Genomic DNA, 22,475 nt, shown 5'->3' with positions numbered 1-22,475 from the left:
AGTGCGGACTCATTCAGCGCTAGTAGCGTCGCGTCTGGAGCGACGAGGGGGCGGCGGTTTCTTCCGCGGAAAATACGGGTTCACCACACAACTCGCCGAACGTCCAACGGCGAGATATCTGCACTGCTCGAGCGAACCGTAACGGCAGTCGAAATAGCCGACGGGGCCGTAGATCTGCATGCACACGGGATAGCTCGGATCATAGGTCTGCGCGCGTGCAGATCCGCCCACGAGGAGCAGGACTATCGCAGCGACCGCGTGACAGGCGCCGCGCATCTCAGCGCGGCAGGTAGTAGCCGGGCGAATAACCCGGCATCTGCCCGCGCGGACGATTTTGATACGCGTAGGGATCATCGCTCTGTCCGGCGAAGAAGGGATTCGCGATGCAGGTCAGCGCGCGTCCCGATGCGCTTGCTTGACACTGCGCGTAGGTGTCGAACCTGCAATTGCTCAGACCCGGCCATTCATCACCGGTAAGGCAGAACGGATGGTGCGTGCCGAACGCGCGCGCCGGTGTGCTTGCACTCGACGCGAGTCCAAATGTGGCGAGTGCGAGCGAAAATGTGGCGACAATGGGGAGGGCGACTCGTCTAGGCATCTCAATTCTCCATCACGCGAACGTGCGCGCGACGTCGTTACGCGCGCATGCAATTTATCTCGTCTCGCCGACATTGGAACTACAGAAAACACTTGTTTCAAAGGGTTTCCAGCACGCGCTGATAAACCTTCATTCATGAAGCGCGGGCCTTTGGAGCGAACTGTTGCGTCGAGGTTACAGCAATTCCGTTGTCCGCTGTTATGACCACTGCGTGGCCAGGGGGCCTAACGACGAAACTGGAACGGGACTCAAATGAAGAAGAATTTGTTGCTTGCCGCTGTGAGCCTTGTCGCGCTGAGCGCGACTGCGCCGGCGCTGGCTGCTGACCTCGCGGCACGGCCCTACACCAAGGCGCCTGCGATGGTCGCCGCGGTCTACGACTGGAGCGGTTTCTACATCGGTATCAACGGTGGCGGCGGTTCGGCCGACACGTCGTGGAACCTCGTCGGCTTCGGCTCCGAAGGCTCCCACAACTCGACCGGCGGCACGGTCGGTGGTCAGGTCGGTTACCGCTTGCAGTCGGGCCAGTTCGTGTTCGGCGTCGAAGGCCAGGGCAACTGGGCCGACTTCTCGGGCGACAACATCAGCGGCATCACCGGTTTCCGGAACCGCACGCGCATCGACTCGTTCGGTCTGATCACCGGCCAGGTTGGCTATGCCTGGAACAACATCCTGCTCTACGCGAAGGGCGGTGCGGCTGTCGTCAGCAACAAGTACGACGTCTACAGCACCGTCACGGGTGCGAACCTCGACCGGGCCGACGAGACCCGCTGGGGTGGGACGATTGGCGCGGGCCTGGAGTTTGGTTTTGCTCCGAACTGGACGGTCGGCGTCGAATACAACCACATCTTCCTCGGCGACCACGACGTCACCTTTGCCAGTGGCGCTGTCGAGCGCGTCAAGCAGGACGTCGACATGGGCCTCGTCCGCCTGAACTACAAGTTCGGTGGCCCGATCCTCGGCCGCTACTGATATCAATCGCTCCTTTCGAGCGCTTGTCGAAAGCCCCGGCCTTGCGCCGGGGCTTTTTTATTGTTCGAATTCAACGAGTTAACCATTCGATTGCGGGATGGTTGAGGTGGCTTGACTCCTGAGAACAAAATGAGAACAATGTTCTTCATACGTTCTAGCAAGGGAGCGAGATCATGTTCAAGATTTTCGTGGAAGAAGCGGCAGCCCTGGCGTCCATCACGCTGTTCGTCGGGATGATCGCGATCTGGGCCCAAGTCATACCGCAGCTCTGATTCCGCAGCTCCAGGGCAGCGGCTTGTGAACCGGTGTTCCTCCTTACCGGTACCCCATGGGGAAAAGCGGGACGACGCGGCCAATTGGCCGCTCCGGCGTGGACTCTGGAGCAGTGACGCCCCACCATTGTGAGGCGAGTCGGCCGGGCGGTGCATGATGCCTTGAAGAGCCGGCGACCGCTCCATCTCATCTGCAAGAGGCCGTCACGCGACCATGCCGAGCGCCGGATTTGTTCACCTTCACGTTCACTCGGCCTATTCGCTGCTCAAGGGCTCGATCAAGATCGCCAAGCTCGCCGAGCTTGCCAAGAAGGATCACCAGCCGGCCCTGGCGCTGACCGACACCGACAATTTGTTCGGTGCGCTGGAGTTCTCCGACAAGATGGCGGGCTCCGGCATCCAGCCGATCGTCGGCTGCGAGCTGGCGATCGATTTCGGCGACCAGGATCCGAATGCGCGCAGCGCAATGGGGCCCTCGCGCGTGGTGCTGCTGGCGGCGCAGGAGCGCGGCTATCGCAGCCTGATGCGGCTGAACTCGCGCGCGTTCCTCGAATCGCCGGACAGCCATGCTCCGTTCGTCAAGCTCGACTGGTTCGACGGCGAGACCGAAGGACTGATCGCGCTGACGGGCGGACCGGACGGGCCGATCTCGCTGGCGCTGGCCGGCGGTCACGCCGAGCTCGCCGCGCTGCGCTGCGAGCGTCTGGCCGGCCTGTTCGGCGACCGCCTCTACATCGAATTGCAGCGCCACAACACCGACAAGGAGCGGCGCGTCGAAAGCGGCCTGATCGACATGGCCTACGCCAAGGGATTGCCCCTGGTTGCGACCAACGAGCCGTATTTCGCCTCGACCGACGATTACGAAGCGCATGACGCGCTCTTGTGCATCGCCGGCGGGCGGCTGATCGCGGAGACCGAGCGCGAGCAGCTCACGCCCGATCATCGCTTCAAGACCCGCGCCGAGATGGCGGTGCTGTTCGCCGACATTCCGGAGGCGCTGGCCTCGACGGTGGAGATCGCCGAGCGCTGCTCGTTCCGACCGATGACGCGCAAGCCGATCCTGCCGTTCTTCACCGTCGGCGCGGCGCAGAGCTCGGACGCCGCCGCGGTCGAGTCGGCGGAATTGAAGCGCCAGGCGGAGGCGGGTCTTGCCAACCGCCTCAGTGTCCACGGCCTGTCGCAGGGCACCACGGAAGAGGACTACAACAAGCGCCTGGCGTTCGAGCTCGACGTCATCATGCGCATGAAATACGCGGGCTACTTCCTGATCGTGTCGGACTTCATCAAATGGGCGAAGTCGCAAGGGATTCCGGTCGGGCCGGGCCGCGGCTCCGGCGCAGGCTCGCTGGTCGCCTGGGCGCTGACCATCACCGACCTCGATCCGATCAAGTTCGGCCTGCTGTTCGAGCGCTTCCTCAATCCCGAACGCGTCTCGATGCCGGACTTCGACATCGACTTCTGCCAGGACCGCCGCGGCGAGGTGATCAGTTACGTGCAGCAGCGCTACGGCCGCGACCAGGTCGCGCAGATCATCACCTTCGGTACGCTGCAGGCGCGCGGCGTGCTGCGCGACGTCGGCCGCGTGCTGCAGATGCCCTATGGCCAGGTCGACAAGCTGACCAAGCTGGTGCCGCAGAATCCGGCCGCGCCGGTGACGCTGGCCGCCGCGATCGAGAGCGAGCCAAAACTCCAGGCGTTTCGTGATGAAGACCCGGTGGTGGCGCGCGCCTTCGACATCGCCCAGCGCCTGGAAGGCCTGACGCGCCACGCCTCGACGCATGCGGCCGGCATCGTGATCGGCGATCGTCCCCTGAGCGAGCTCGTGCCGCTCTACCGCGATCCCAAATCCGACATGCCGGTGACCCAGTTCAACATGAAGTGGGTCGAGCCGGCCGGCCTCGTCAAGTTCGACTTCCTCGGCCTGAAGACGCTCACCGTGCTCGACGTCGCGTGCAAGCTGCTCAAGCCGCGCAACATCGACGTCGATCTCGCCACGCTGCCGATCGACGATGCCGAGAGCTACCAGATGCTGGCGCGCGGCGAGGTGGTCGGCGTGTTCCAGGTTGAAAGCCAGGGGATGCGGCGCGCGCTGGTCGACATGCGCCCGGACCGTTTCGAGGACATCATCGCGCTGGTCGCGCTGTATCGCCCGGGCCCGATGGCGAACATCCCGACCTATTGCGCGCGCAAGCACGGCGACGAGGAGCCGGAATATCTGCATCCCGTGCTGGAGCCGATCCTCAAGGAGACCTTCGGCGTCATCATCTACCAGGAACAGGTGATGCAGATCGCGCAGGTGATGTCGGGCTATTCGCTCGGCGACGCCGACCTGCTGCGCCGCGCCATGGGCAAGAAGATCCGCGCCGAGATGGACAAGCAGCGCGACATCTTCGTCGCGGGCGCGGTGAAGAACGGCGTGCCGAAGGGACAGGCCGAGACTATCTTCGAGCTGCTCGCCAAGTTCGCCGATTACGGCTTCAACAAGAGCCACGCGGCGGCCTATGCGCTGGTGTCCTACCACACCGCCTACATGAAGGCGCATTATCCGGTGGAGTTCATCGCGGCGTCGATGACGCTGGATCTCAACAACACCGACAAGCTCTCCGAATTCCGCTCGGAGGCGCAGCGCCTCGGCATCAAGGTCGAGCCGCCGAACATCAACCGCTCCGGCGCAACCTTCGAGGTCGGCGAGAAGACGATCTACTATGCGCTTGCAGCGCTCAAGGGCGTCGGCATACAGGCGATCGAGCAGATCATCGATGAGCGCACCAAGCGGGGATTGTTCACCTCGCTCGCCGACTTTGCCGCACGGGTCAATCCGCGCGCGATCAACAAGCGCATCATCGAAAGTCTCGCGGCCGCCGGCGCCTTCGACACGTTGGAGCCGAACCGCGCGCGAGTCTTCGCCGGCGCGGACTCCATCCTTGCCGCCTGCCAGCGCGCGCACCAGGCCGAGACCGTCGGCCAAAACGACATGTTCGGGATGTCGGCGGATGCACCGACCATCATGCTGCCGCAGATCGAGCCCTGGCTGCCGGCCGAACGGCTGCGCCGCGAATATGATGCGATCGGCTTCTTCCTGTCGGGACATCCGCTGGACGACTACGCCACCGTGCTGAAGCGCCTGCGGGTGCAGAGCTGGGCCGAGTTCTCGCGCGCGGTGAAGACCGGCGCCACCGCCGGCAAGGTCGCAGCCACCGTGGTCTCGCGCATGGAGCGGCGCACCAAGACCGGCAACAAGATGGGCATCATGGGCCTGTCTGATCCGACCGGCCACTTTGAGGCGGTGCTGTTCTCCGAAGGCCTCGCGCAATATCGCGACGTGCTGGAGCCCGGCGCCGCCGTGCTGCTGCAGCTGGGGGCCGAGCTTCAGGGCGAGGACGTCCGCGCCCGCGTGCTGCATGCCGAGCCGCTGGATGATGCCGCCGCCAAGACGCAGAAGGGGCTGCGCATTTTTGTGCGCGACACCAAGCCGTTGGAGTCGATCGCCAAGCGGTTGGCCAACCCCGACATGGCCGCATCGAATGGCGCCGCGCCAAAGATCGGCAGTCCGGGCATCGCACCGCGCTCGAACGGCGACGGCGAGGTCTCGCTGGTGATGATGCTCGACCTCGAGACCGAGGTCGAGATGAAGCTGCCCGGCCGCTTCAAGGTCTCGCCGCAGATCGCCGGCGCGATCAAGGCGGTCGCGGGCGTGGTGGACGTGCAGCAGCTCTGAGCTTGCCTGCGCTTTGCCGCAAACCAAAGCTTAACTATCAAGCTCGCGCGTGGTTTCGAAGTCTGCCGGGCACAGCTATCAGTTGTTGCCCGGCGCAAAACCAAGGAGGAAGAATCATGTGTGACAAATGCTCTGAAAATCTGCATCAATCGCATGCTCCCTCCCGGCGCTCGATGATGCTGTTCGCCGCCTCCGCGCTCGGGGTGGCGGCGTTTGGCGGGGGCGCGTCGGCCAAGGAGGCGAAGGCGCCGCCAAAACCCCAGAACGTGCTGTCGCCCGATGCGTCGCTGAAGCGGCTGATGGAGGGCAATTCGCGCTATGTGTCGGGCGTGTCGCGCCGCCACGATTTCACGCATGAGCGCGAGGCTCTGGTTGGTGGTCAGAATCCCTACGCAGCCGTGTTGAGCTGCGCCGATTCTCGGATCGCGCCTGAATATGCCTTCGACAGCGGGCGCGGAGACCTGTTCGTGTGCCGCGTCGCCGGAAACTTTGCCGGCGATGAGACGGTTGCGAGCATGGAGTACGCGGTCGCCGTGCTCGGCACGCCCCTGATCCTGGTGCTCGGCCACGACAATTGCGGCGCCGTCGACGCGACGATCAAGTCGCTGAAGGACGACAAGCCGCTGCCGGGGCACATCCCCACGCTGGTCTCCGCGATCGCGCCGGCGGTGAAGACGGCGGCCCAGCAAAGCGGGAACGCGCTCGACAACGCCATTCGCCAGAATGTCCTCGACAACGTTGCCAAGCTGAAATCGGCCGCCCCGATCCTCAACGCAGCGGTCGAGCAGGGCAAGCTCAAGGTGGTCGGCGGCATCTATCGGTTGAGCACCGGGACCGTCGAGTTGCTTGCCCAGGGCTGAGCCCGGCTTGGAGAATCGGGCGTCGTGTGCAAGCAGCTCGACGCCCGGTCTGCCCCATCCACGTAGGGGTCGTCGGACTTGTTGCAACCTGTCGCTGATTCCAGCTAGCGTGCATCCCGGGGAATAGGCTGGGGTGTGCGATGCTGCGACGGGGCGCGTTGTTGTTGGCCGTTGGTGCGATGCTGGTGGGCTGTGTCAGCGATCAGGTCGGAACCGACTTTGCATCGGTGTCAAAGAAGGTCGGGCCTCCGCGCGCCGGGCACTCGCGCGTCGTCCTGCTCCAGGACAAGAGGAATGGCCTCAGCATGGCTATCTGCGCCTGTGAGGTGAAGCTCGACGGTGCGCCGCTCGGCAAGGTCGTGGCTGGGAAATATGCCTATGCTGATCGGCCGGCGGGTCGCCACGAATTGCTGGTAACGGAGCTGATGTTTCCGGGGGACACCAAGCGCGAGATTGCGATGGAAGCCGGCCGGACGCACTTCTACCTCATCAAGAGCAGCCCCAGGCACGATGCCGCGACGGGCGGCGCGATCCTCGGCGGCCTGGCCGGGCTTGCCGTCGTTTCCGTCGCGACGGCAGGAGAGGCCAATCCCGGGCCGGCCGAACTCGTTGCGCTGGACGAGGCGACCGCGCGAACGAAGCTCGCCGAGCTGCAAGCTGTCGAGTAAGCTGTGCTGCAAAACGGATGCTCGATCTGATCGCGCAAGGTCGGGACTCCGAAGGAGCCTTGCGCCGTTTCGAAGCTGATTTGAGGCTGACCTCGAGCTGACGCCGGCAGCGGCGTGGCCACGTCACCGCCTCAATCCGAGCTTTTCGTTCAACCGCCGTTCAGCCGGCTGCGCGCCTCTTGCGTGGTGGCACCTCAACTAGAATAGTGGGCAAGCAAGCCATGCGTGGGACGCTCAGGGTCTTTATCTGCCTTCTGCTGCCGATCGTGGCCTTTGCCGCCGGCGCGCCGGGATCGGTACGCGCCCAGCAGCAGGAAAAGCGCATCGCGCTCGTTGTCGGCAACGGTGCCTACGCCAAGTCGCCGCTGGCGACGACCGCGAACGATGCCGGCCTGATCGCCCAGACGCTGCAGGCGGCGGGCTTCGACGTGGTCGGCGCGCGCGACCTCGACGGCGACACGCTGCGCAAGAGTTTTCGCGATTTCGTCCAGAAGGCGCAGGCGTCGGGACCAGGCACAGTCGCGATGGTCTATCTGGCGGGCTATGGTGTGCAACTCGCCGGCGAGAACTATTTCATCCCGGTCGACTCCAACATCACCCGCGACACCGACATCCCGACCGAGGCCTTGCGCATCAGCGACTACGCGCGCCAGCTTGCGGCCGTTCCGCTCAAGGCCAACATCGTCGTGCTCGATGCCGCCCGCGCGCAGCCCTTCATCGAGGGCGGCCAGCCGATCGCCAGTGGTCTGGCGCTGGTCGAACCTGATCCGAACATGCTGATCGCCTTCAACGCGGCGCCCGGCACGGTGGCGCCGGAGGAGCCGGGGCCCTACGGCATCTACGCCCAGTCGCTGGCCGAGATGATCCGCACCGGCGGCCTGCCGCTATCTGAAGTATTCGACCGGGTCCGCCTGCGCGTCAACGAGGCCTCCAAGGGTGCGCAAGTGCCCTGGAACGAGCAGAAGATCACTGCCCCGTTTTCGTTCTTCGAGCGTGGGCCCGACGCGCCGCCGCCGGAGGCCGCGCCCGACCAGGTCGCCGCGATCAGGAGCAAGCCGATCCGCGATCTCGGCGTGCAGGATGCCTATGCCGCCGCGCTCGAGCGAGACACGCTGCCGGCCTATGAGGAATTCCTCGCGGCCTATCCCGGTGATCCCTTGTCGAAGCGCGTGATGGCGATCGTCGCGGCGCGCCGTGAGGCGATCACCTGGCGGCGCACCTACCGGAACGATACGCCGGAGGCCTATTGGTCGTATCTGCGCCGCTATCCGCGCGGGCCGCACGCGGCCGATGCGCGTCGGCGCCTTGCGATTCTGACCGCGCCGGCCGAGCCGCCGCCGACCTTTGCGATGATCGACTACGACGTGCCGCCACCGCCGCCGGAGGAGGTGGTCTATGTCGATCGCCCGGTGCTGTATTTCAGCGACCCCGATTTCGGCTTCGCACCGCCACCGCCGCCGCCGGTCTATTACCTGCCGCCGCCGCCGCCGGATTTCGTCGTGCTGCCGCCGCCGCTGCCGGTGGTCGGCCTGTTCGTGCTGCCGCAGCCGGTGTTCGTGCCGATCCCGGTGTTCGTCAGGCCGCCGGTCTATGTCGCGCCGCCGCCGAACAACATCATCTACCAGAACATCCACAACACCACGGTCATCAACACCGTGATCAACCGCCCGCCGGCACCGGCTGCCGGGGCAGGGGCCGGACCCGGCAATCTGGCGCCCGCCGTGGCCGGCCGTGCCAACCCGGCCGGGCCCGCCGTGCCGCAGGCGGTCGTGCAGCGAGCCGCGCTGATCCAGCAGGGCAAGGCGCCGATGCCGCCGAGCGCGACCATCCAGCCGACGGCAAGGCCTGCTCCCGCGGCACCGTCTCCGGCCAATGTCTCTCCTCTCACAACTGCGCAGCCGCCGGCCGGCGCCAAGCCGCCGCAGGCCAATACCTTGCCGGCGCCTGGGACTCCTGGCGCTCCGCCCGCCGCGGCGGGGGTGATGCCCGGCGTTGTCACGCCGAACGGCACGCCGAGTCCGACCGCGACGGTCCCAGCTGGCAACGCTGCTGCGAGCCCGCAAGCACCGGCACCGGCCAAGTTGCCGCAGGCCAATACGTTGCCGCAGACTAATACGCTGCCGGTGCCCGGAACACCTGGCGGACCGCCGCCCCCAGCACGGGCAGGGGGCACGCCCGGCGCCGCCCCATCCCATGGCAAACCCGTTGCGACCACCACGTCGCCCGCCGGCAATATCCCCGCGGCGCAGCCGAACGCGGCAACCTCTACGGCGCCCAACCAGCCGCCGGCTCCCGGAGGTGCGACCCCGTCCGCTGGGCTGCCCAGGCCGGCGGCATCGCCTCCATCCGCGACTGACCCGCGCGGCAGGCCGACCGGCCCCCCGCCGGGCGGTTTGCCGCCGCCGAGCGCGGCTGCGGGCAAACCGGCCGCCCCGCCGAACACGGTCAAGCCGGTGGCACCTCCACCGCCACCAGTGGCAGCACGGGAGCCGTCCAGGGTTCAGGGTCAGCGGCCCGCTGCGCCGCCGCAGGCCGCCAAGCCCGTTGCGCCCCCAGCCCATCCACAAGCTCTGGCGAGACCGACCCCGCCGCCACCGCCACGGGTCGCACCCCCTCCGCCGCCAAGGGCTGCGCCTCCGCCCGTGGCCGTGGCGCGCCCGGCACCACCACCGCCCATTGCCCGGCCCGCACCGCCCCCCATGGCGCGTCCAGCGCCACCTCCGCCGATGGCGCGTCCAGCGCCACCTCCGCCGATGGCACGGCCTGCGCCACCGCCACCTCCCGTGGCGCGGCCGGCGCCGCCTCCCATAGCCGCCGCGCCGCGTGCGGCACCACCGCCGCCGCGGCCGGCCGGACCGCCGCCAAAGCCTTGCCCGCCCGGCCAGCCGAAGTGCTAGGCGTCCGGGGCGCCCGGGAAGCGAAGCTTCCAGGTGCCCAGATGGACCGTTATTTCCTTGCTTCTGGCCGAAATGGCGCTATATAGCGCGCCATCTCACACGGAAACATGGCTCACAAGGCCGTCCGGTGGCAGCCGGGGCGACAACGCTCCGTCTTGCTCACACGTTTCCGGAGGAACCAACCGGAGAATTAGAACGATGGCGCTACCCGATTTCACTATGCGTCAGCTGCTTGAAGCTGGCGTGCACTTTGGTCACCAGTCTCACCGCTGGAATCCGAAAATGGCTCCGTTCATTTTCGGCGCTCGCAACAACATTCACATCGTCGACCTCGCGCAGACCGTGCCGATGCTGCACACGGCCTTGCAGGCGGTCAGCGATACCGTCGCCAAGGGCGGCCGCATCCTGTTCGTCGGCACCAAGCGCCAGGCGCAGGACGGCGTCGCGGACGCGGCCAAGCGCTGCGCGCAGTATTTCGTCAATTCGCGCTGGCTCGGCGGCACGCTGACCAATTGGAAGACGATCTCGGCTTCGATCAAGCGCCTGCGTCACCTCGACGACGTGCTGGCGGGCGGCGATGCCAGCTCCTACACCAAGAAGGAGCGCCTGACGCTTCAGCGCGAGCGCGACAAGCTCGACCGCTCGCTCGGCGGCATCAAGGACATGGGCGGTCTGCCCGACCTGATCTTCGTGATCGACACCAACAAGGAAGACATCGCGATCCAGGAGGCCCAGCGCCTCAACATCCCGGTCGCCGCGATCGTCGACACCAATTCGGACCCCAAGGGCATCACCTATGTGGTGCCGGGCAACGACGACGCCGGCCGTGCCATCGCGCTCTATTGCGACCTGATCGCGCGCGCGGCGATCGACGGCATCTCCCGTGCCCAGGGCGATTCGGGCATCGACGTCGGCGCGTCCGCCCGTCCGCTCGCTGAAGAGCTGCCGGCGGCCTCGTCGAGCGGCTTCCAGGGCCTTGCAGGTCCGCGCGGCACCGCCGACGACCTCAAGAAGCTCCCGGGCGTGTCGGGCGCGATCGAGAAGAAGTTCAACGACCTCGGCATCTTCCACTACTGGCAGCTCGCCGAGCTCGACCACGACACCGCGCACAAGATCGGCGAAGAACTCGGTTTGCCGAGCCGTGCGGACGCCTGGGTGGCCAAGGCCAAGGCGCTGACCGCGGAAGCGGAATAGTCAAAAAGAGCGAAGGATTGGCCGGATAGGATCCGGCCACCACTTCAGTTGACGCGAATCCCTGAGATGGACCGCGGCGAGGCGATCAGGCCGCGCCGCGGCGAACCGGCAGGCACAAAGGATTTTCAACGATGGCAACGATCACAGCTGCGATGGTCAAGGACCTGCGCGAGTCGACCGGCGCGGGCATGATGGACTGCAAGGCCGCGCTGACCGAGAACGACGGCAACATGGAAGCCGCGCAGGATTGGCTGCGCAAGAAGGGTCTGTCCAAGGCCGCCAAGAAGTCGGGCCGCGTTGCGGCCGAGGGTCTGATCGGCGCGCTCACCAAGGGCACCAAGGGCGTCGTGGTCGAGGTCAACTCCGAGACCGACTTCGTGGCGCGCAACGGCCAGTTCCAGGGCCTGGTCAAGATGGTCGCCCAGGTCGCATTCGACGCAGGCTCCGACGTCGAGAAGATCAAAGCCGCCAAGGTCGGTGACGTCACGGTCGAGGCCGCGATCAATGACGCGATCGCCACCATCGGCGAGAACATGACGCTGCGCCGCGCGGCTTCGCTCGAAGTGGGCCAGGGCGTGGTGTCGAGCTACGTCCACGGCGCGGTCGTCGAGGGTGCCGGCAAGATGGGCGTGATCGTTGCGCTGGAATCGCCGGGTAAGGCCGACGAGCTCGCGACTCTCGGCCGCCAGATCGCGATGCATATCGCGGCCACCAATCCGCTGGCGCTCGATCCGTCCGGCCTCGATCCGGCGGTCGTCAAGCGCGAGAAGGACGTGCTCGCCGACAAATATCGCCAGCAGGGCAAGCCCGAGAACGTGATCGAGAAGATCGTCGAGTCCGGCCTCAAGACCTACTACAAGGAAGTCTGTCTGCTCGAGCAGGCCTTCATCCACGACACCGGCAAGTCGGTGGCGCAGGCGGTGAAGGAGGCCGAGGGCAAGGTCGGCGGCGCTGTGAAGATCGCGGGCTTTGTGCGCTATGCTCTCGGTGAGGGAATCGAGAAGCAGGAAAGCGACTTCGCAGCCGAGGTCGCCGCGGCCAGCGGCAAGAAGTAAGCGCCGGAACGTTCCTTCCGGCGTGCCGCCGGAAGCGGCGCCCGGACAAGGAAAGTGCTCATGACTGATCCGGTCTATCGTCGCGTCGTGATCAAGCTGTCCGGCGAATATCTCGCGGGACAGCAAGGCTTTGGCATCGATCAGCCGACCGTCGACCGGGTTGCGGACGACCTGATCGCGGCCCGCAAGCTCGGCACCGAGGTTGCGGTCGTGATCGGCGGCGGCAATATCGTGCGCGGCGTCGAGGTCTCGGCCCGCGGCGTGTCGCGCCCGACCGGCGACACCATGGGCATGCTCGCCACCATGATGAACTGCCTCGCCCTGGAAGCGGCGATCGAGCGGAAGGGCACGCCAGCGCGCACGCTGTCGGCCTTCGTCATGCCCGAGATTTCCGAGCTGTTCACCCGCACTGCGGCGCACAAATATCTCGCCGAGGGCCGCATCGTGCTGCTTGGCGGCGGCACCGGCAATCCGTTCTTCACCACCGATACGACCGCGGTGCTGCGCGCCGCCGAGATCGGCGCTCAGGCGGTGCTGAAGGCGACCAATGTCGACGGCGTCTACTCGGCCGATCCGAAGAAGGATCCGTCCGCCACGCGGTTCGACCGGCTGTCCCATTCGCAGGCGATCGAGGGCGGCTACAAGGTGATGGATGCGACCGCCTTCGCGCTTGCCCGCGAGACATCGCTGCCTATCATCGTATTCTCGATCGCGGAGCCGGGGTCGATCGGCGCGATTCTGCGCGGCGTCGGCCACGGAACCATCGTCGCCGGCTGACGGCTCATCTGGCGCGTCCGAGGGAAGGGCGTCGAGCAGCCGCCGGGATTTTGAAGGAGAAACGTGATGCCCACGGAAAATTTCGACCTCAACGAAGTGAAGCGCCGCATGCAGGGCGCCGTCGCCTCCCTCAAGCACGAGCTCGGCGGCCTGCGGACGGGGCGCGCCTCCGCCTCGATGCTCGATCCGGTGCAGGTCGACGCTTACGGCAGTCACATGCCGCTGAACCAGCTCGCCACCGTCAGCGTGCCGGAGCCGCGCCTGATCTCGGTGCAGGTCTGGGACAAGTCGATGGTCAAGGCGGTGGAGAAGGCGATCGTCGATTCCAATCTCGGCCTGTCGCCCGCGACCGAGGGCCAGGTGCTGCGTCTGCGCATCCCCGAGCTCAACGAGGAGCGGCGCAAGGAGCTGGTGAAGGTCGCGCATAAATATGCGGAAGCCGCCAAGGTCGCCGCGCGCCACGTCCGCCGCGACGGTCTCGACGTCCTCAAGAAGCTCGAGAAGAACCACGAGATGTCGGAGGACGACCAGAAGCGCCACGCCGACGAGGTGCAGAAGGCGACCGACAGCACGATCGCCGAAATCGACCAGCTGCTGGCCGCCAAGGAAAAAGAAGTCCTCACTGTTTAAGGCATCGTCTTCATGTCCAACGCCGCCGCGCCCGCAACGGAAGGACCGGATCGGTCCGAGGCGCCCGCGCATGTCGCCATCATCATGGATGGCAACGGGCGTTGGGCGGCCGCGCGCGGTCTGCCGCGTGCGGAGGGGCATCGCCGCGGCGTCGAGGCTCTGCGCCGCGTCGTGCGTGCCTCGCACGAGCTCGGCATCCGCTATCTCACCATCTTCTCCTTCTCTTCGGAGAACTGGTCGCGCCCGGCGAGCGAGATCGGCGATCTCTTCGGTCTGCTCCGCCGCTTCATCCGCAACGACCTGGCGAGCCTGCATCGTGACGGCGTCAAGGTCCGCATCATCGGCGAGCGCGAAGGGCTGGAGAGCGACATCTGCGCGCTTTTGAACGAGGCCGAAGAGCTGACACGCGACAACACGCGCCTCACGCTCGTCGTCGCCTTCAACTACGGCTCGCGGCAGGAGATCGCGAAGGCGGCGCAGAAGCTCGCCCGTGAGGTCGCGGAGGGCAGGCGCGACCCTGATTCGATCGACGCCGAGACGCTTGGCGCGCATCTCGATGCGCCCGATATTCCAGATCCCGACCTCATCATCCGCACCAGCGGCGAGCAGCGCCTGTCCAATTTCCTGATGTGGCAGGCCGCCTATAGCGAGCTCGTGTTCGTGCCGATCCACTGGCCCGATTTCGACAAGGCGGCGCTGGAAAGCGCGATCGCCGAATTCGCCAGGCGCGAGCGCCGTTTCGGCGGTCTGGTCGCGAAAACCGCCTCGTGAGCGAACAAGACGCCGCACCGGCGGGCGCCAAGCCTGCCCCGAGCAATCTCGTGATGCGAGTCCTCGCAGCGCTGGTGCTTGCGCCGCTCGCCATTGCGCTGGCTTATGCCGGCGGCTGGTTGTGGGCGCTTCTCGTCACCCTGGTATCGATCGGGCTGTTCGCGGAATGGCTGACGGTGGTGGGCGCGGGATCGGCCGCGCTGACCGGGGCAGGGACGGTGGTCATCGCGATGATGGGGGCCGCTGTCGCTTTTGGCGCACTCAAGACCTCCGTCATCGTCGGCCTCATCGGCGGCGCGATCGTAACGCTGATGGCGCGCGGCAAGTTCGTTTGGGCTGCGACCGGGTTCGCGTATGCGGCGGCGGCGCTACTCGCCTCGATCCTGCTCCGGAAGGATCTCGTCAACGGCTTCTCGGCATTGATGTTCGTGCTGCTGGTGGTGTGGGCGACCGATATCGGCGGCTATTTCGCCGGCCGCAGCATCGGCGGACCGAAGCTCTGGCCGCGCGTGAGCCCCAAGAAGACCTGGGCGGGCGCTCTCGGCGGCTTTGTCGCAAGCCTCCTGGTTGCGGTCGGCTTTGCCGCTTGCGGGCTCGGAAAGATGGCGCCATTGCTGCTCGTCAGCGCCATCCTCTCGGTGGTGTCGGCGCTCGGCGATCTGTTCGAATCCGCGGTGAAGCGGCGCTTCGGTGTCAAGGATTCCAGTCACTTAATTCCCGGCCATGGCGGGCTACTCGACCGCCTGGACGGCTTTGTCGCCGCCATCCTGGCGGCATGGATTATCGGCTTTCTCCGCCATGGTGTGCATAGCGCCGGAAGCGGTCTTATGGTTTGGTGAGGATATGAGCGCGGTCCCATTGCGTAACAACAAGGCTGCGGCGGCGACCGTCCGCAGCGTCACGGTTCTCGGCGCCACCGGCTCGATCGGCGACAGCACGATGGATCTGCTGCGCGCCTCGCCCGAGCGCTACCGCGTCGAGGCGCTGACGGCGAACGGCAACGTCGAAGCGCTGGCGAAGCTCGCGAAGGAATTTTCCGCGCGTTACGTCGCAATCGCCGACACCTCCAAGCTCGCCGAGCTCAAGTCCGCACTCGCGGGAACGAGCACGGAATGCGGCGCCGGTGAAAGCGCGGTGATCGAAGCCGGCGCGCGTCCGGCCGATTGGGTGATGGCGGCCGTGAGCGGCGCCGCCGGATTGAAGCCGGCACTGGCAGCGGTCGATCGCGGCGCGCATGTGGCGCTGGCCAACAAGGAATGTCTGGTCTGCGCCGGTGACTTCTTCATGCAGCGCGCGGCCAAGGCGGGGGCCTGCATCCTGCCGGCCGATTCCGAGCACAATGCGCTGTTCCAGGCGCTCGCTTCAGGCAATCGCGATGAGCTCGTCCGCGTCATCATCACGGCCTCGGGCGGCCCGTTCCGGACCTGGAAGCCGGCCGACATCGAGCAGGCAACCCTCGCGCAGGCCCTGAAGCATCCGAACTGGAGCATGGGCCAGAAGATCACGATCGATTCCGCCTCGATGATGAACAAGGGGCTCGAGGTGATCGAGGCGTCCTATCTGTTCGCGCTCACGCCCGACGAGATCGACGTCCTCGTTCATCCGCAGTCGATCATCCACGGCATGGTTGAGTTTTCCGACTGCTCGGTGGTGGCCCAGCTCGGCGCGCCCGACATGCGCACCCCGATCGCGCACTGCCTCGGCTGGCCCGATCGCATCAAGGGGCCGGCGGCCAAGCTGGACCTCGCCAAGATCGGCCAGCTGACCTTCGAGGCGCCCGATTTTGAGCGCTTCCCCGGGCTTCGGCTGGCTTTCGATTCGCTCCGGACCGGGAAGGGGGCGACCACCGTCTACAACGCGGCCAACGAGGTTGCGGTCGCCGCGTTCATCGCCGGCAAGATCCGATTCGGCGCGATCGCCCGGCTGGTGGAGGCGACACTGGACGACTGGATCCGCAGCGGGAACCAGGCGCCCCTGACGTCCGCCGACGATGCAATCTCTGTTGACCATGTCGCTCGAAATAGGGCTGCCGCCCTATTGCCTCAAATTGCCTTAAAGGCATCCTAGATGGTTCGCGGCCAGGGCCTTGCGGCGCTGGATGAGGGAATTCGATGATCGACTTTTTCGTCCATAGTTTCAATACGTTGAGCCATGGGCTCCTCGGCTACGCGGTTCCCTTCCTGTTCGTCCTGACGATCGTCGTGTTCTTCCATGAGCTCGGCCACTTTCTGGTCGCGCGCTGGGCGGGCGTTCGCGTGCTAACTTTTTCGCTCGGTTTCGGGCCTGAGCTGGTCGGTTTCAATGACCGCCACGGCACCCGCTGGAAGATCTCGGCAATCCCGCTCGGCGGCTACGTCAAGTTCTTCGGCGACGAGAGCGAGGCCTCGACCCCGTCCGCCCAGACTCTCGCGGCGATGACGACCGAGGAACGCGCCGGCAGCTTCCACCACAAGAAGGTCGGCCCGCGCGCCGCCATCGTCGCGGCCGGACCGATCGCCAATTTCATCCTGGGCGCGCTGATCTTCGCGGGCATGGCGCTGTACTACGGCAAGCCGAGCACGATCGCGCGCGTCGACGGCGTCGTCGCCGACGGCGCCGCGGCGGCGGCCGGCTTCAAGATCGGGGACGTCGTCGTCCAGATCGACGGCAAGCCGATCGAGAGCTTTGCCGACATGCAGCGAATCGTTGCGATGAATGCGGGTTCGGCGCTTGCCTTCCAGGTGAAGCGGGACGGTACCATCGTCTCGCTGACCGCAACGCCGGCGCTGCTCGAGCGCAAGGATCCGTTCGGCAACAGCCACCGTCTCGGTGTGCTCGGCGTCGAGCACAAGTCGCAGGCCGGCGAGGCCTCGACCGCGCCGGTGGGCGTCGGCGAGGCGCTCAAGATCGGGGTCGAGCAGGTCTGGTTCATCATCACCAGCACGTTCAAGTTCCTGGGCTCGCTGTTCGTCGGAAACGGCAATCCCAACGAGGTCAGCGGCGTCCTGGGAATCGCGAAGATGTCGGGGCAGGCGGCCAGCGCCGGGTTCCAGTTCGTGATCAACCTGTGCGCGGTGCTGTCGGTGTCGATCGGCCTGTTGAACCTGTTCCCGATCCCGCTGCTCGATGGCGGTCACCTTATGTTCTATGCGGCCGAAGTGGTTCGCGGCCGGCCCTTGTCCGAGCGGACTCAGGAGATGGGGTTCCGGATCGGGCTCGGCTTGGTGCTGATGTTGATGGTGTTTGCGACCTACAACGACATCCTGCGGATGGCGGCATCTTGATGGAGGCTTTTTTGTGGCGTTGCTGTTGAGCAACGTCTTGGAATGAAATTGAAATCACGACGCTTTCGGCCGTTTGCGGCGTCGGCGAAATTGGCTACAAGCGGCCTCGACTTGGGGAATCTCCGGACCGGCGTTGGGGTTGGGTCTGGCTCGGAATGATAAGGGCGCGTTGCGCGATGAAGTTTGGACTGCGACTCCGGGGGGGCTTGCTCGCAACCCTGATCATGTTCGGCGCGCCGGTGGTTGCCCCGGTCGGGGCTGTTTTTGTGTCTTCGTCTGCGCTCGCTCAGACCGTTCAGTCGATTTCCGTCGAAGGAAATCGCCGCGTCGAGGTGGAGACGATCCGCTCCTATTTCAAGCCGGGTCCGGGCGGTCGCCTGGATCAAGGCGCCGTCGATGACGGCCTCAAGGCGTTGATCGAGACCGGCCTGTTCCAGGACGTCAGGATCAACCGCGGCGCCGGCGGCCAGATCATCGTCTCGGTGGTGGAAAACCCGGTGATTGGCCGGGTCGCCTTCGAGGGTAACAAGAAGATCAAGGACGAGCAGCTCACCACTGAGGTCCAGTCCAAGGCGCGCGGCACCTTCTCCCGCGCCATGGTGCAGTCCGACACGCTGCGAATCGCCGAAATCTATCGCCGGTCCGGCCGCTACGACGTGCGCGTCACGCCCGAGATCATCGAGCAGCCGAACAACCGCGTCGACCTCATCTTCACGGTCGAGGAGGGCGCCAAGACCGGCGTCAAGTCGATCGAGTTCGTCGGCAACGTCGCATTCTCGTCGTACCGCCTCAGGGACGTCATCAAGACCCGTGAATCGAACCTGCTGAGCTTCCTCGCCAGCGGTGACATCTACGATCCCGACCGCGTCGAAGCCGACCGCGACCTGATCCGCCGCTTCTATCTCAAGAACGGTTTCGCCGACGTCCAGGTGGTAGCCGCGCTCACCGAATACGATCCCGAGAAGAAGGGCTTCAACGTTACCTTCAAGATCGAGGAAGGATCCCAGTACCGCGTCGGCGCGATCGACTTCCGCTCCAGCATTCCGAACTTCGATCCCTCGTCGATGCGCGGCTATTCGCGCGTCAATGTCGGCTCGCTCTACAATGTCGAGTCGGTCGAGAAGTCGGTCGAGGAGATGCAGATCGAGGCCTCGCGCCGCGGCTATGCCTTCGCCGTGGTCCGGCCCGGTGGCGACCGCAACTTCGAGGCGCACACCGTCTCCGTCGTATTCAACATCGACGAGGGCCCGCGCACCTATATCGAGCGCATCAACCTGCGCGGCAACACGCGCACGCGCGACTACGTGATCCGCCGCGAGTTCGACATCTCCGAGGGCGATGCCTACAACCGCGCCCTGGTCGACCGTGCCGAGCGGCGCCTGAAGAACCTCGACTATTTCAAGAGCGTGAAGATCACGACGGAGCCCGGCTCGTCGAGCGACCGCGTGATCCTGATCGTCGACATGGAAGAGAAATCGACCGGCGACTTCTCGATCTCGGGCGGCTACTCCACCACCGACGGCGCGCTGGCCGAAGTCTCGGTCTCCGAGCGCAATCTGCTCGGCCGCGGCCTGTTCGCCAAGGCGGCGGTGACCTATGGCCAGTATGCACGCGGCTACTCGCTGTCGTTCGTCGAGCCGTATCTGCTCGACTACCGCGTCGCGCTGGGCCTCGACCTCTATCAGCGCCAGCAGCTGTCCAACAGCTACATCTCCTACGGCACCAAGACGCTCGGCTTCTCGCCGCGCCTCGGCTTCTCCCTGCGTGAAGATCTGGCGCTGCAGCTGCGCTACTCGATCTACCAGCAGGAAATCACGCTGCCGAATTACCTGGCGAACTGTAACAACAATCTGGGTACGTCGGCGTTCAATCCGAGCCCGGCTTTCGCCGCGTCGCAGATTCCGCCGATTGACCTGACCTCCTCCAACGGCCTCGGCTGCTACAGCGACGGCGAAGCCTCGCTGCCGGTGCGCAAGGAGCTTGCCAACGGCAAGACCCTGACCTCGGCGCTCGGCTACACGCTGACCTACAACACGCTGGACAACAACAAGAACCCCAGCGACGGTCTGCTCGTCGACTTCCGTCAGGATTTCGCCGGCGTCGGCGGCGACGTCTCCTACCTGAAGTCGGTCATCGATGCGAAGTACTACACTCCGCTGGTGTCGGACATCGTCGGCCTCGTCCGCCTGCAGAGCGGCATGCTGAACAAGATCGGCAGCGATCTGCGCATGCTCGATCACTTCCAGATGGGTTCGAACCTCGTCCGCGGCTTTGCCCCGAACGGCATCGGCCCGCGCGATTTGAACCCCTTCGGTACGCAGGACGCCCTCGGCGGCACCAAGTACTGGGGCGCATCGGTCGAACTGCAGATGCCGTTCTGGTTCCTGCCGAAGGAAGTGGGTCTGAAGGGTGCGGTTTATGCCGATGCCGGCGGCCTCTACGACTACAAGGGACCGACCAGCTGGACCACGACCAACGAAGTCAATGTGCCGGGCTGCATCCCCTCGAGCATCAATCCGTCGTCTGCGGGCACCTGTACCGGCCTCGTGTATGACGACAGCAAGGTGATCCGCTCGTCGGTCGGCGTCGGCCTGATCTGGCAGTCGCCGTTCGGTCCGCTGCGCTTCGACTACGCCGTGCCGCTCAGCAAGGGCAAGTACGACCGCACGCAGGAGTTCCGGTTCGGCGGCGGCACCACGTTCTAATTCGATCAGCACGGCACGATCCGGATCACTGGAGCCGGTTTCCGAAAGGGATCGTGCCATTCCAAGAGATGGGGCATGATGCGGCCTGACCGCTTCATGCCGAAGCCGGACCGCGACGGGGTGGAATGGCGCAGCCGATCTTCTTCACAAAGCCGCCTGCCTCCGCGCTGGCTGACATTGCCGCGCTGACCAAGGCAGAGCTGGTCGATCCCGGCAGGGGCGGCCAAATCATCACGGGCCTTGCTTCGCTTGACGAAGCGGGCCCGATGCATTTGGCGTTCTTCGACAACCTGAAATACGCCGACGAGCTCAAGGCGACCAAGGCTGGCGCGTGCCTGGTGAGCCCGCGCTTCGAAGCCCAGGTGCCCGCGCATGTGGCCGTGCTGCGGGTGGCGCAGCCGTTCCGGGCCTTCGTCAGGCTCGCGCGGGAATGGCATGGCGACGCGCTCAGGCCGCAATCCTGGGTCGGCAATGACGGCATCGCGCCGTCGGCGATCATCGATCCCACGGCCCGGCTCGAGGACGGCGTGATCGTCGATCCCCTGGCCGTGATCGGCCCGGACGTTGAGATCGGCAGCGGCACGGTGGTCGGCGTCGGGGCGGTGATCGGTCCCGGGGTCAAGATCGGCCGCGATTGCAACGTCGGCGCCCGTACCGCCATCCAATGCGCCCTGATCGGCAACGACGTGCTGATCCATCCCGGCTGCTCGATCGGCCAGGACGGCTATGGCTTCATCTTCTTCGGCCCCGAGGGCCACCTGAAAGTGCCGCAGACCGGCCGCGTGCTGATCCAGAACAATGTGGAGGTCGGCGCCGGCACCACCATCGATCGCGGGTCCTTGCGCGACACCGTGATCGGGGAGGGCACCAAAATCGACAATCAGGTCCAGATCGGCCACAATGTGACCATCGGCCGGAATTGCCTGCTGGCGGCTCAGATCGGGCTGGCCGGCAGCCTGACCATCGGCGACAACGTGGCGCTGGGAGCCAAGGTTGGCATCAACAACCACCTCAAGATCGGAGATGGAGCCCAGGTCACCGCGATGAGCGGCGTCAAGGACGACATCCCGGCGGGCGGACGCTGGGGTGGTTTTTTTGCCAAACCGACCAAGCAATGGTTCAAGGAGATCATCGCGGTGGAGCGCCTGGTACGCGACACCAAAGCCGATGCGAAGGACGAGGGACGGGAATGACGGCGGAATCACCTGTTAAATTCGAGCTGGTGGATATCAACGCCATCCTCCAGACCCTGCCGCACCGCTTTCCGATGCTGCTGATCGACCGCGTGATCAATATCCGCGCCGACTACAGCGGCATCGGCATCAAAAACGTCACCTTCAACGAGCCGGCCTTCCAGGGGCATTTCCCGGAGCGTCCGGTCTATCCCGGCGTCATGATGATCGAGGCGATGGCGCAGACCGCGGGCGTGATCGGCATCAAGTCGGTCGAGGGCACCGAGAAGCCGCGGGCGGTCTATTTCCTCACCATCGACAAGTGCAAGTTCCGCAAGCCCGTGCTGCCCGGCGACACCATCGAGTACCACATGCGCTCGGTCGGCCGCCGCAAGGCCATGTGGTGGTTTCACGGCGACGCCAAGGTCAACGGGCAGGTGGTTGCGGAAGCCGATGTCGGCGCCATGCTGACAGACTGAGCGCCTTCGGCCCGCGGTACGGGGCTCACGCGCTGCAATCGTAGCGGGTGCCGGCGGCCTCGCGCCTGATATGCCGGTTGAAGAACTGGCCCATGGACGGCGCCCCCAGAAGGTGGTCGACCGTCTCGGCCGCGACGCCGCAATAGCGCGCATAGAAGCCGCCAGTGGCGACGACGAGGTCGTGCTGCGCGCGATCATAGCAGACACGCTGAAGCACCGTGCTGCGACTGATGTCGTGGCATTCGAATGTCGCGAGATCGATGGGCCGGCGATCGCCGGTCTCGACCGTCTCGGACACGATCGGTGCGGTCACAAGCTGTGCGAGCAGAAGTGCCAAGGCCCTGACCACGAGTGCTGAAACTCCACATGAACGTGTTGACGGACCGGGAAGGCCGCCTCATCCAGTACTTCACACAGGCAGAGATGATACGTCACTGGACAGAT

At 65.6% G+C, this 22,475-nt stretch carries 19 protein-coding genes; 16 read left to right on the top strand and 3 right to left on the bottom strand.

Features of this window, described 5'->3' with window-relative positions; all coding sequences use genetic code 11:
- Window positions 1-9: 9 nt before the first annotated feature.
- A complete protein-coding gene (locus tag IVA81_RS21575) occupies window positions 10-276 on the bottom strand; it encodes a DUF3551 domain-containing protein (RefSeq protein WP_247321650.1) in 267 nt (88 codons plus the stop codon).
- A 1-nt stretch (window position 277) separates the two neighbouring features.
- Window positions 278-598, bottom strand: coding sequence for a DUF3551 domain-containing protein (locus tag IVA81_RS21570; RefSeq protein WP_247321649.1), 321 nt, complete (start codon window positions 596-598; stop codon window positions 278-280).
- 252 nt (window positions 599-850) lie between these two features.
- On the opposite strand from IVA81_RS21570, the gene IVA81_RS21565 reads away from it, so the two are divergent.
- The 16 genes from IVA81_RS21565 to fabZ all read left to right on the top strand — a co-directional run bounded on the left by IVA81_RS21565 (window position 851) and on the right by fabZ (window position 22,031).
- Complete coding sequence (locus tag IVA81_RS21565) at window positions 851-1,570, top strand: outer membrane beta-barrel protein (RefSeq protein ID WP_247321648.1); 720 nt, start codon at window positions 851-853, stop codon at window positions 1,568-1,570.
- Between the two features lie 486 nt (window positions 1,571-2,056).
- Window positions 2,057-5,560, top strand: a complete 3,504-nt coding sequence (gene dnaE, locus IVA81_RS21560) for a DNA polymerase III subunit alpha (protein WP_247321647.1) — start codon at window positions 2,057-2,059, stop codon at window positions 5,558-5,560.
- Window positions 5,561-5,676: 116 nt separating this feature from the next.
- Window positions 5,677-6,420 carry a carbonic anhydrase gene (locus IVA81_RS21555; RefSeq protein ID WP_247321646.1) on the top strand — a complete coding sequence of 248 codons (744 nt, stop codon included), beginning with the start codon at window positions 5,677-5,679 and terminating at the stop codon, window positions 6,418-6,420.
- A gap of 140 nt (window positions 6,421-6,560) precedes the next feature.
- Complete coding sequence (locus IVA81_RS21550) at window positions 6,561-7,088, top strand: DUF2846 domain-containing protein (RefSeq protein ID WP_247321645.1); 528 nt, start codon at window positions 6,561-6,563, stop codon at window positions 7,086-7,088.
- Between the two features lie 221 nt (window positions 7,089-7,309).
- Window positions 7,310-9,985 (top strand): caspase domain-containing protein, encoded by a 2,676-nt coding sequence (locus IVA81_RS21545; protein ID WP_247321644.1) that lies wholly within the window; start codon window positions 7,310-7,312, stop codon window positions 9,983-9,985.
- A gap of 198 nt (window positions 9,986-10,183) precedes the next feature.
- A complete protein-coding gene (locus IVA81_RS21540) occupies window positions 10,184-11,179 on the top strand; it encodes a 30S ribosomal protein S2 (protein ID WP_247321643.1) in 996 nt (331 codons plus the stop codon).
- A gap of 131 nt (window positions 11,180-11,310) precedes the next feature.
- Entirely contained in the window at window positions 11,311-12,234 is a 924-nt protein-coding gene (tsf, locus tag IVA81_RS21535; protein WP_247321642.1) for a translation elongation factor Ts, read from the top strand.
- A 60-nt stretch (window positions 12,235-12,294) separates the two neighbouring features.
- Complete coding sequence (pyrH, locus tag IVA81_RS21530; protein WP_247321641.1) at window positions 12,295-13,011, top strand: UMP kinase; 717 nt, start codon at window positions 12,295-12,297, stop codon at window positions 13,009-13,011.
- Between the two features lie 66 nt (window positions 13,012-13,077).
- Complete coding sequence (gene frr, locus IVA81_RS21525) at window positions 13,078-13,641, top strand: ribosome recycling factor (RefSeq protein ID WP_246931230.1); 564 nt, start codon at window positions 13,078-13,080, stop codon at window positions 13,639-13,641.
- Window positions 13,642-13,653: 12 nt separating this feature from the next.
- Window positions 13,654-14,412, top strand: a complete 759-nt coding sequence (locus IVA81_RS21520; RefSeq protein WP_247321640.1) for an isoprenyl transferase — start codon at window positions 13,654-13,656, stop codon at window positions 14,410-14,412.
- Window positions 14,409-15,251, top strand: coding sequence for a phosphatidate cytidylyltransferase (locus tag IVA81_RS21515; protein WP_247321638.1), 843 nt, complete (start codon window positions 14,409-14,411; stop codon window positions 15,249-15,251). The genes IVA81_RS21520 and IVA81_RS21515 overlap by 4 nt, the downstream gene beginning before the upstream one ends.
- 4 nt (window positions 15,252-15,255) lie before the next feature.
- A complete protein-coding gene (gene dxr / locus IVA81_RS21510; protein ID WP_247321636.1) occupies window positions 15,256-16,479 on the top strand; it encodes a 1-deoxy-D-xylulose-5-phosphate reductoisomerase in 1,224 nt (407 codons plus the stop codon).
- A 44-nt stretch (window positions 16,480-16,523) separates the two neighbouring features.
- A complete protein-coding gene (gene rseP / locus IVA81_RS21505; protein ID WP_246926325.1) occupies window positions 16,524-17,675 on the top strand; it encodes an RIP metalloprotease RseP in 1,152 nt (383 codons plus the stop codon).
- A 176-nt stretch (window positions 17,676-17,851) separates the two neighbouring features.
- A complete protein-coding gene (gene bamA, locus IVA81_RS21500) occupies window positions 17,852-20,380 on the top strand; it encodes an outer membrane protein assembly factor BamA (protein ID WP_247321634.1) in 2,529 nt (842 codons plus the stop codon).
- Window positions 20,381-20,505: 125 nt separating this feature from the next.
- Entirely contained in the window at window positions 20,506-21,573 is a 1,068-nt protein-coding gene (lpxD, locus tag IVA81_RS21495; protein ID WP_247321632.1) for a UDP-3-O-(3-hydroxymyristoyl)glucosamine N-acyltransferase, read from the top strand.
- A complete protein-coding gene (gene fabZ / locus IVA81_RS21490) occupies window positions 21,570-22,031 on the top strand; it encodes a 3-hydroxyacyl-ACP dehydratase FabZ (RefSeq protein WP_018320213.1) in 462 nt (153 codons plus the stop codon). The genes lpxD and fabZ overlap by 4 nt, the downstream gene beginning before the upstream one ends.
- Before the next feature lie 25 nt (window positions 22,032-22,056).
- Here the strand turns inward: fabZ and IVA81_RS21485 are convergent, their stop codons facing one another.
- Entirely contained in the window at window positions 22,057-22,380 is a 324-nt protein-coding gene (locus tag IVA81_RS21485) for a KTSC domain-containing protein (protein WP_247321630.1), read from the bottom strand.
- Between the last annotated feature and the right edge of the window lie 95 nt (window positions 22,381-22,475).

Origin of the sequence: Bradyrhizobium sp. 141, assembly GCF_023074055.1 — a bacterium.
Lineage (GTDB): Bacteria > Pseudomonadota > Alphaproteobacteria > Rhizobiales > Xanthobacteraceae > Bradyrhizobium.
The sequence above is the reverse complement of the archived record's forward strand: the minus strand, read 5'-3'. Positions and strand labels throughout refer to the sequence as shown.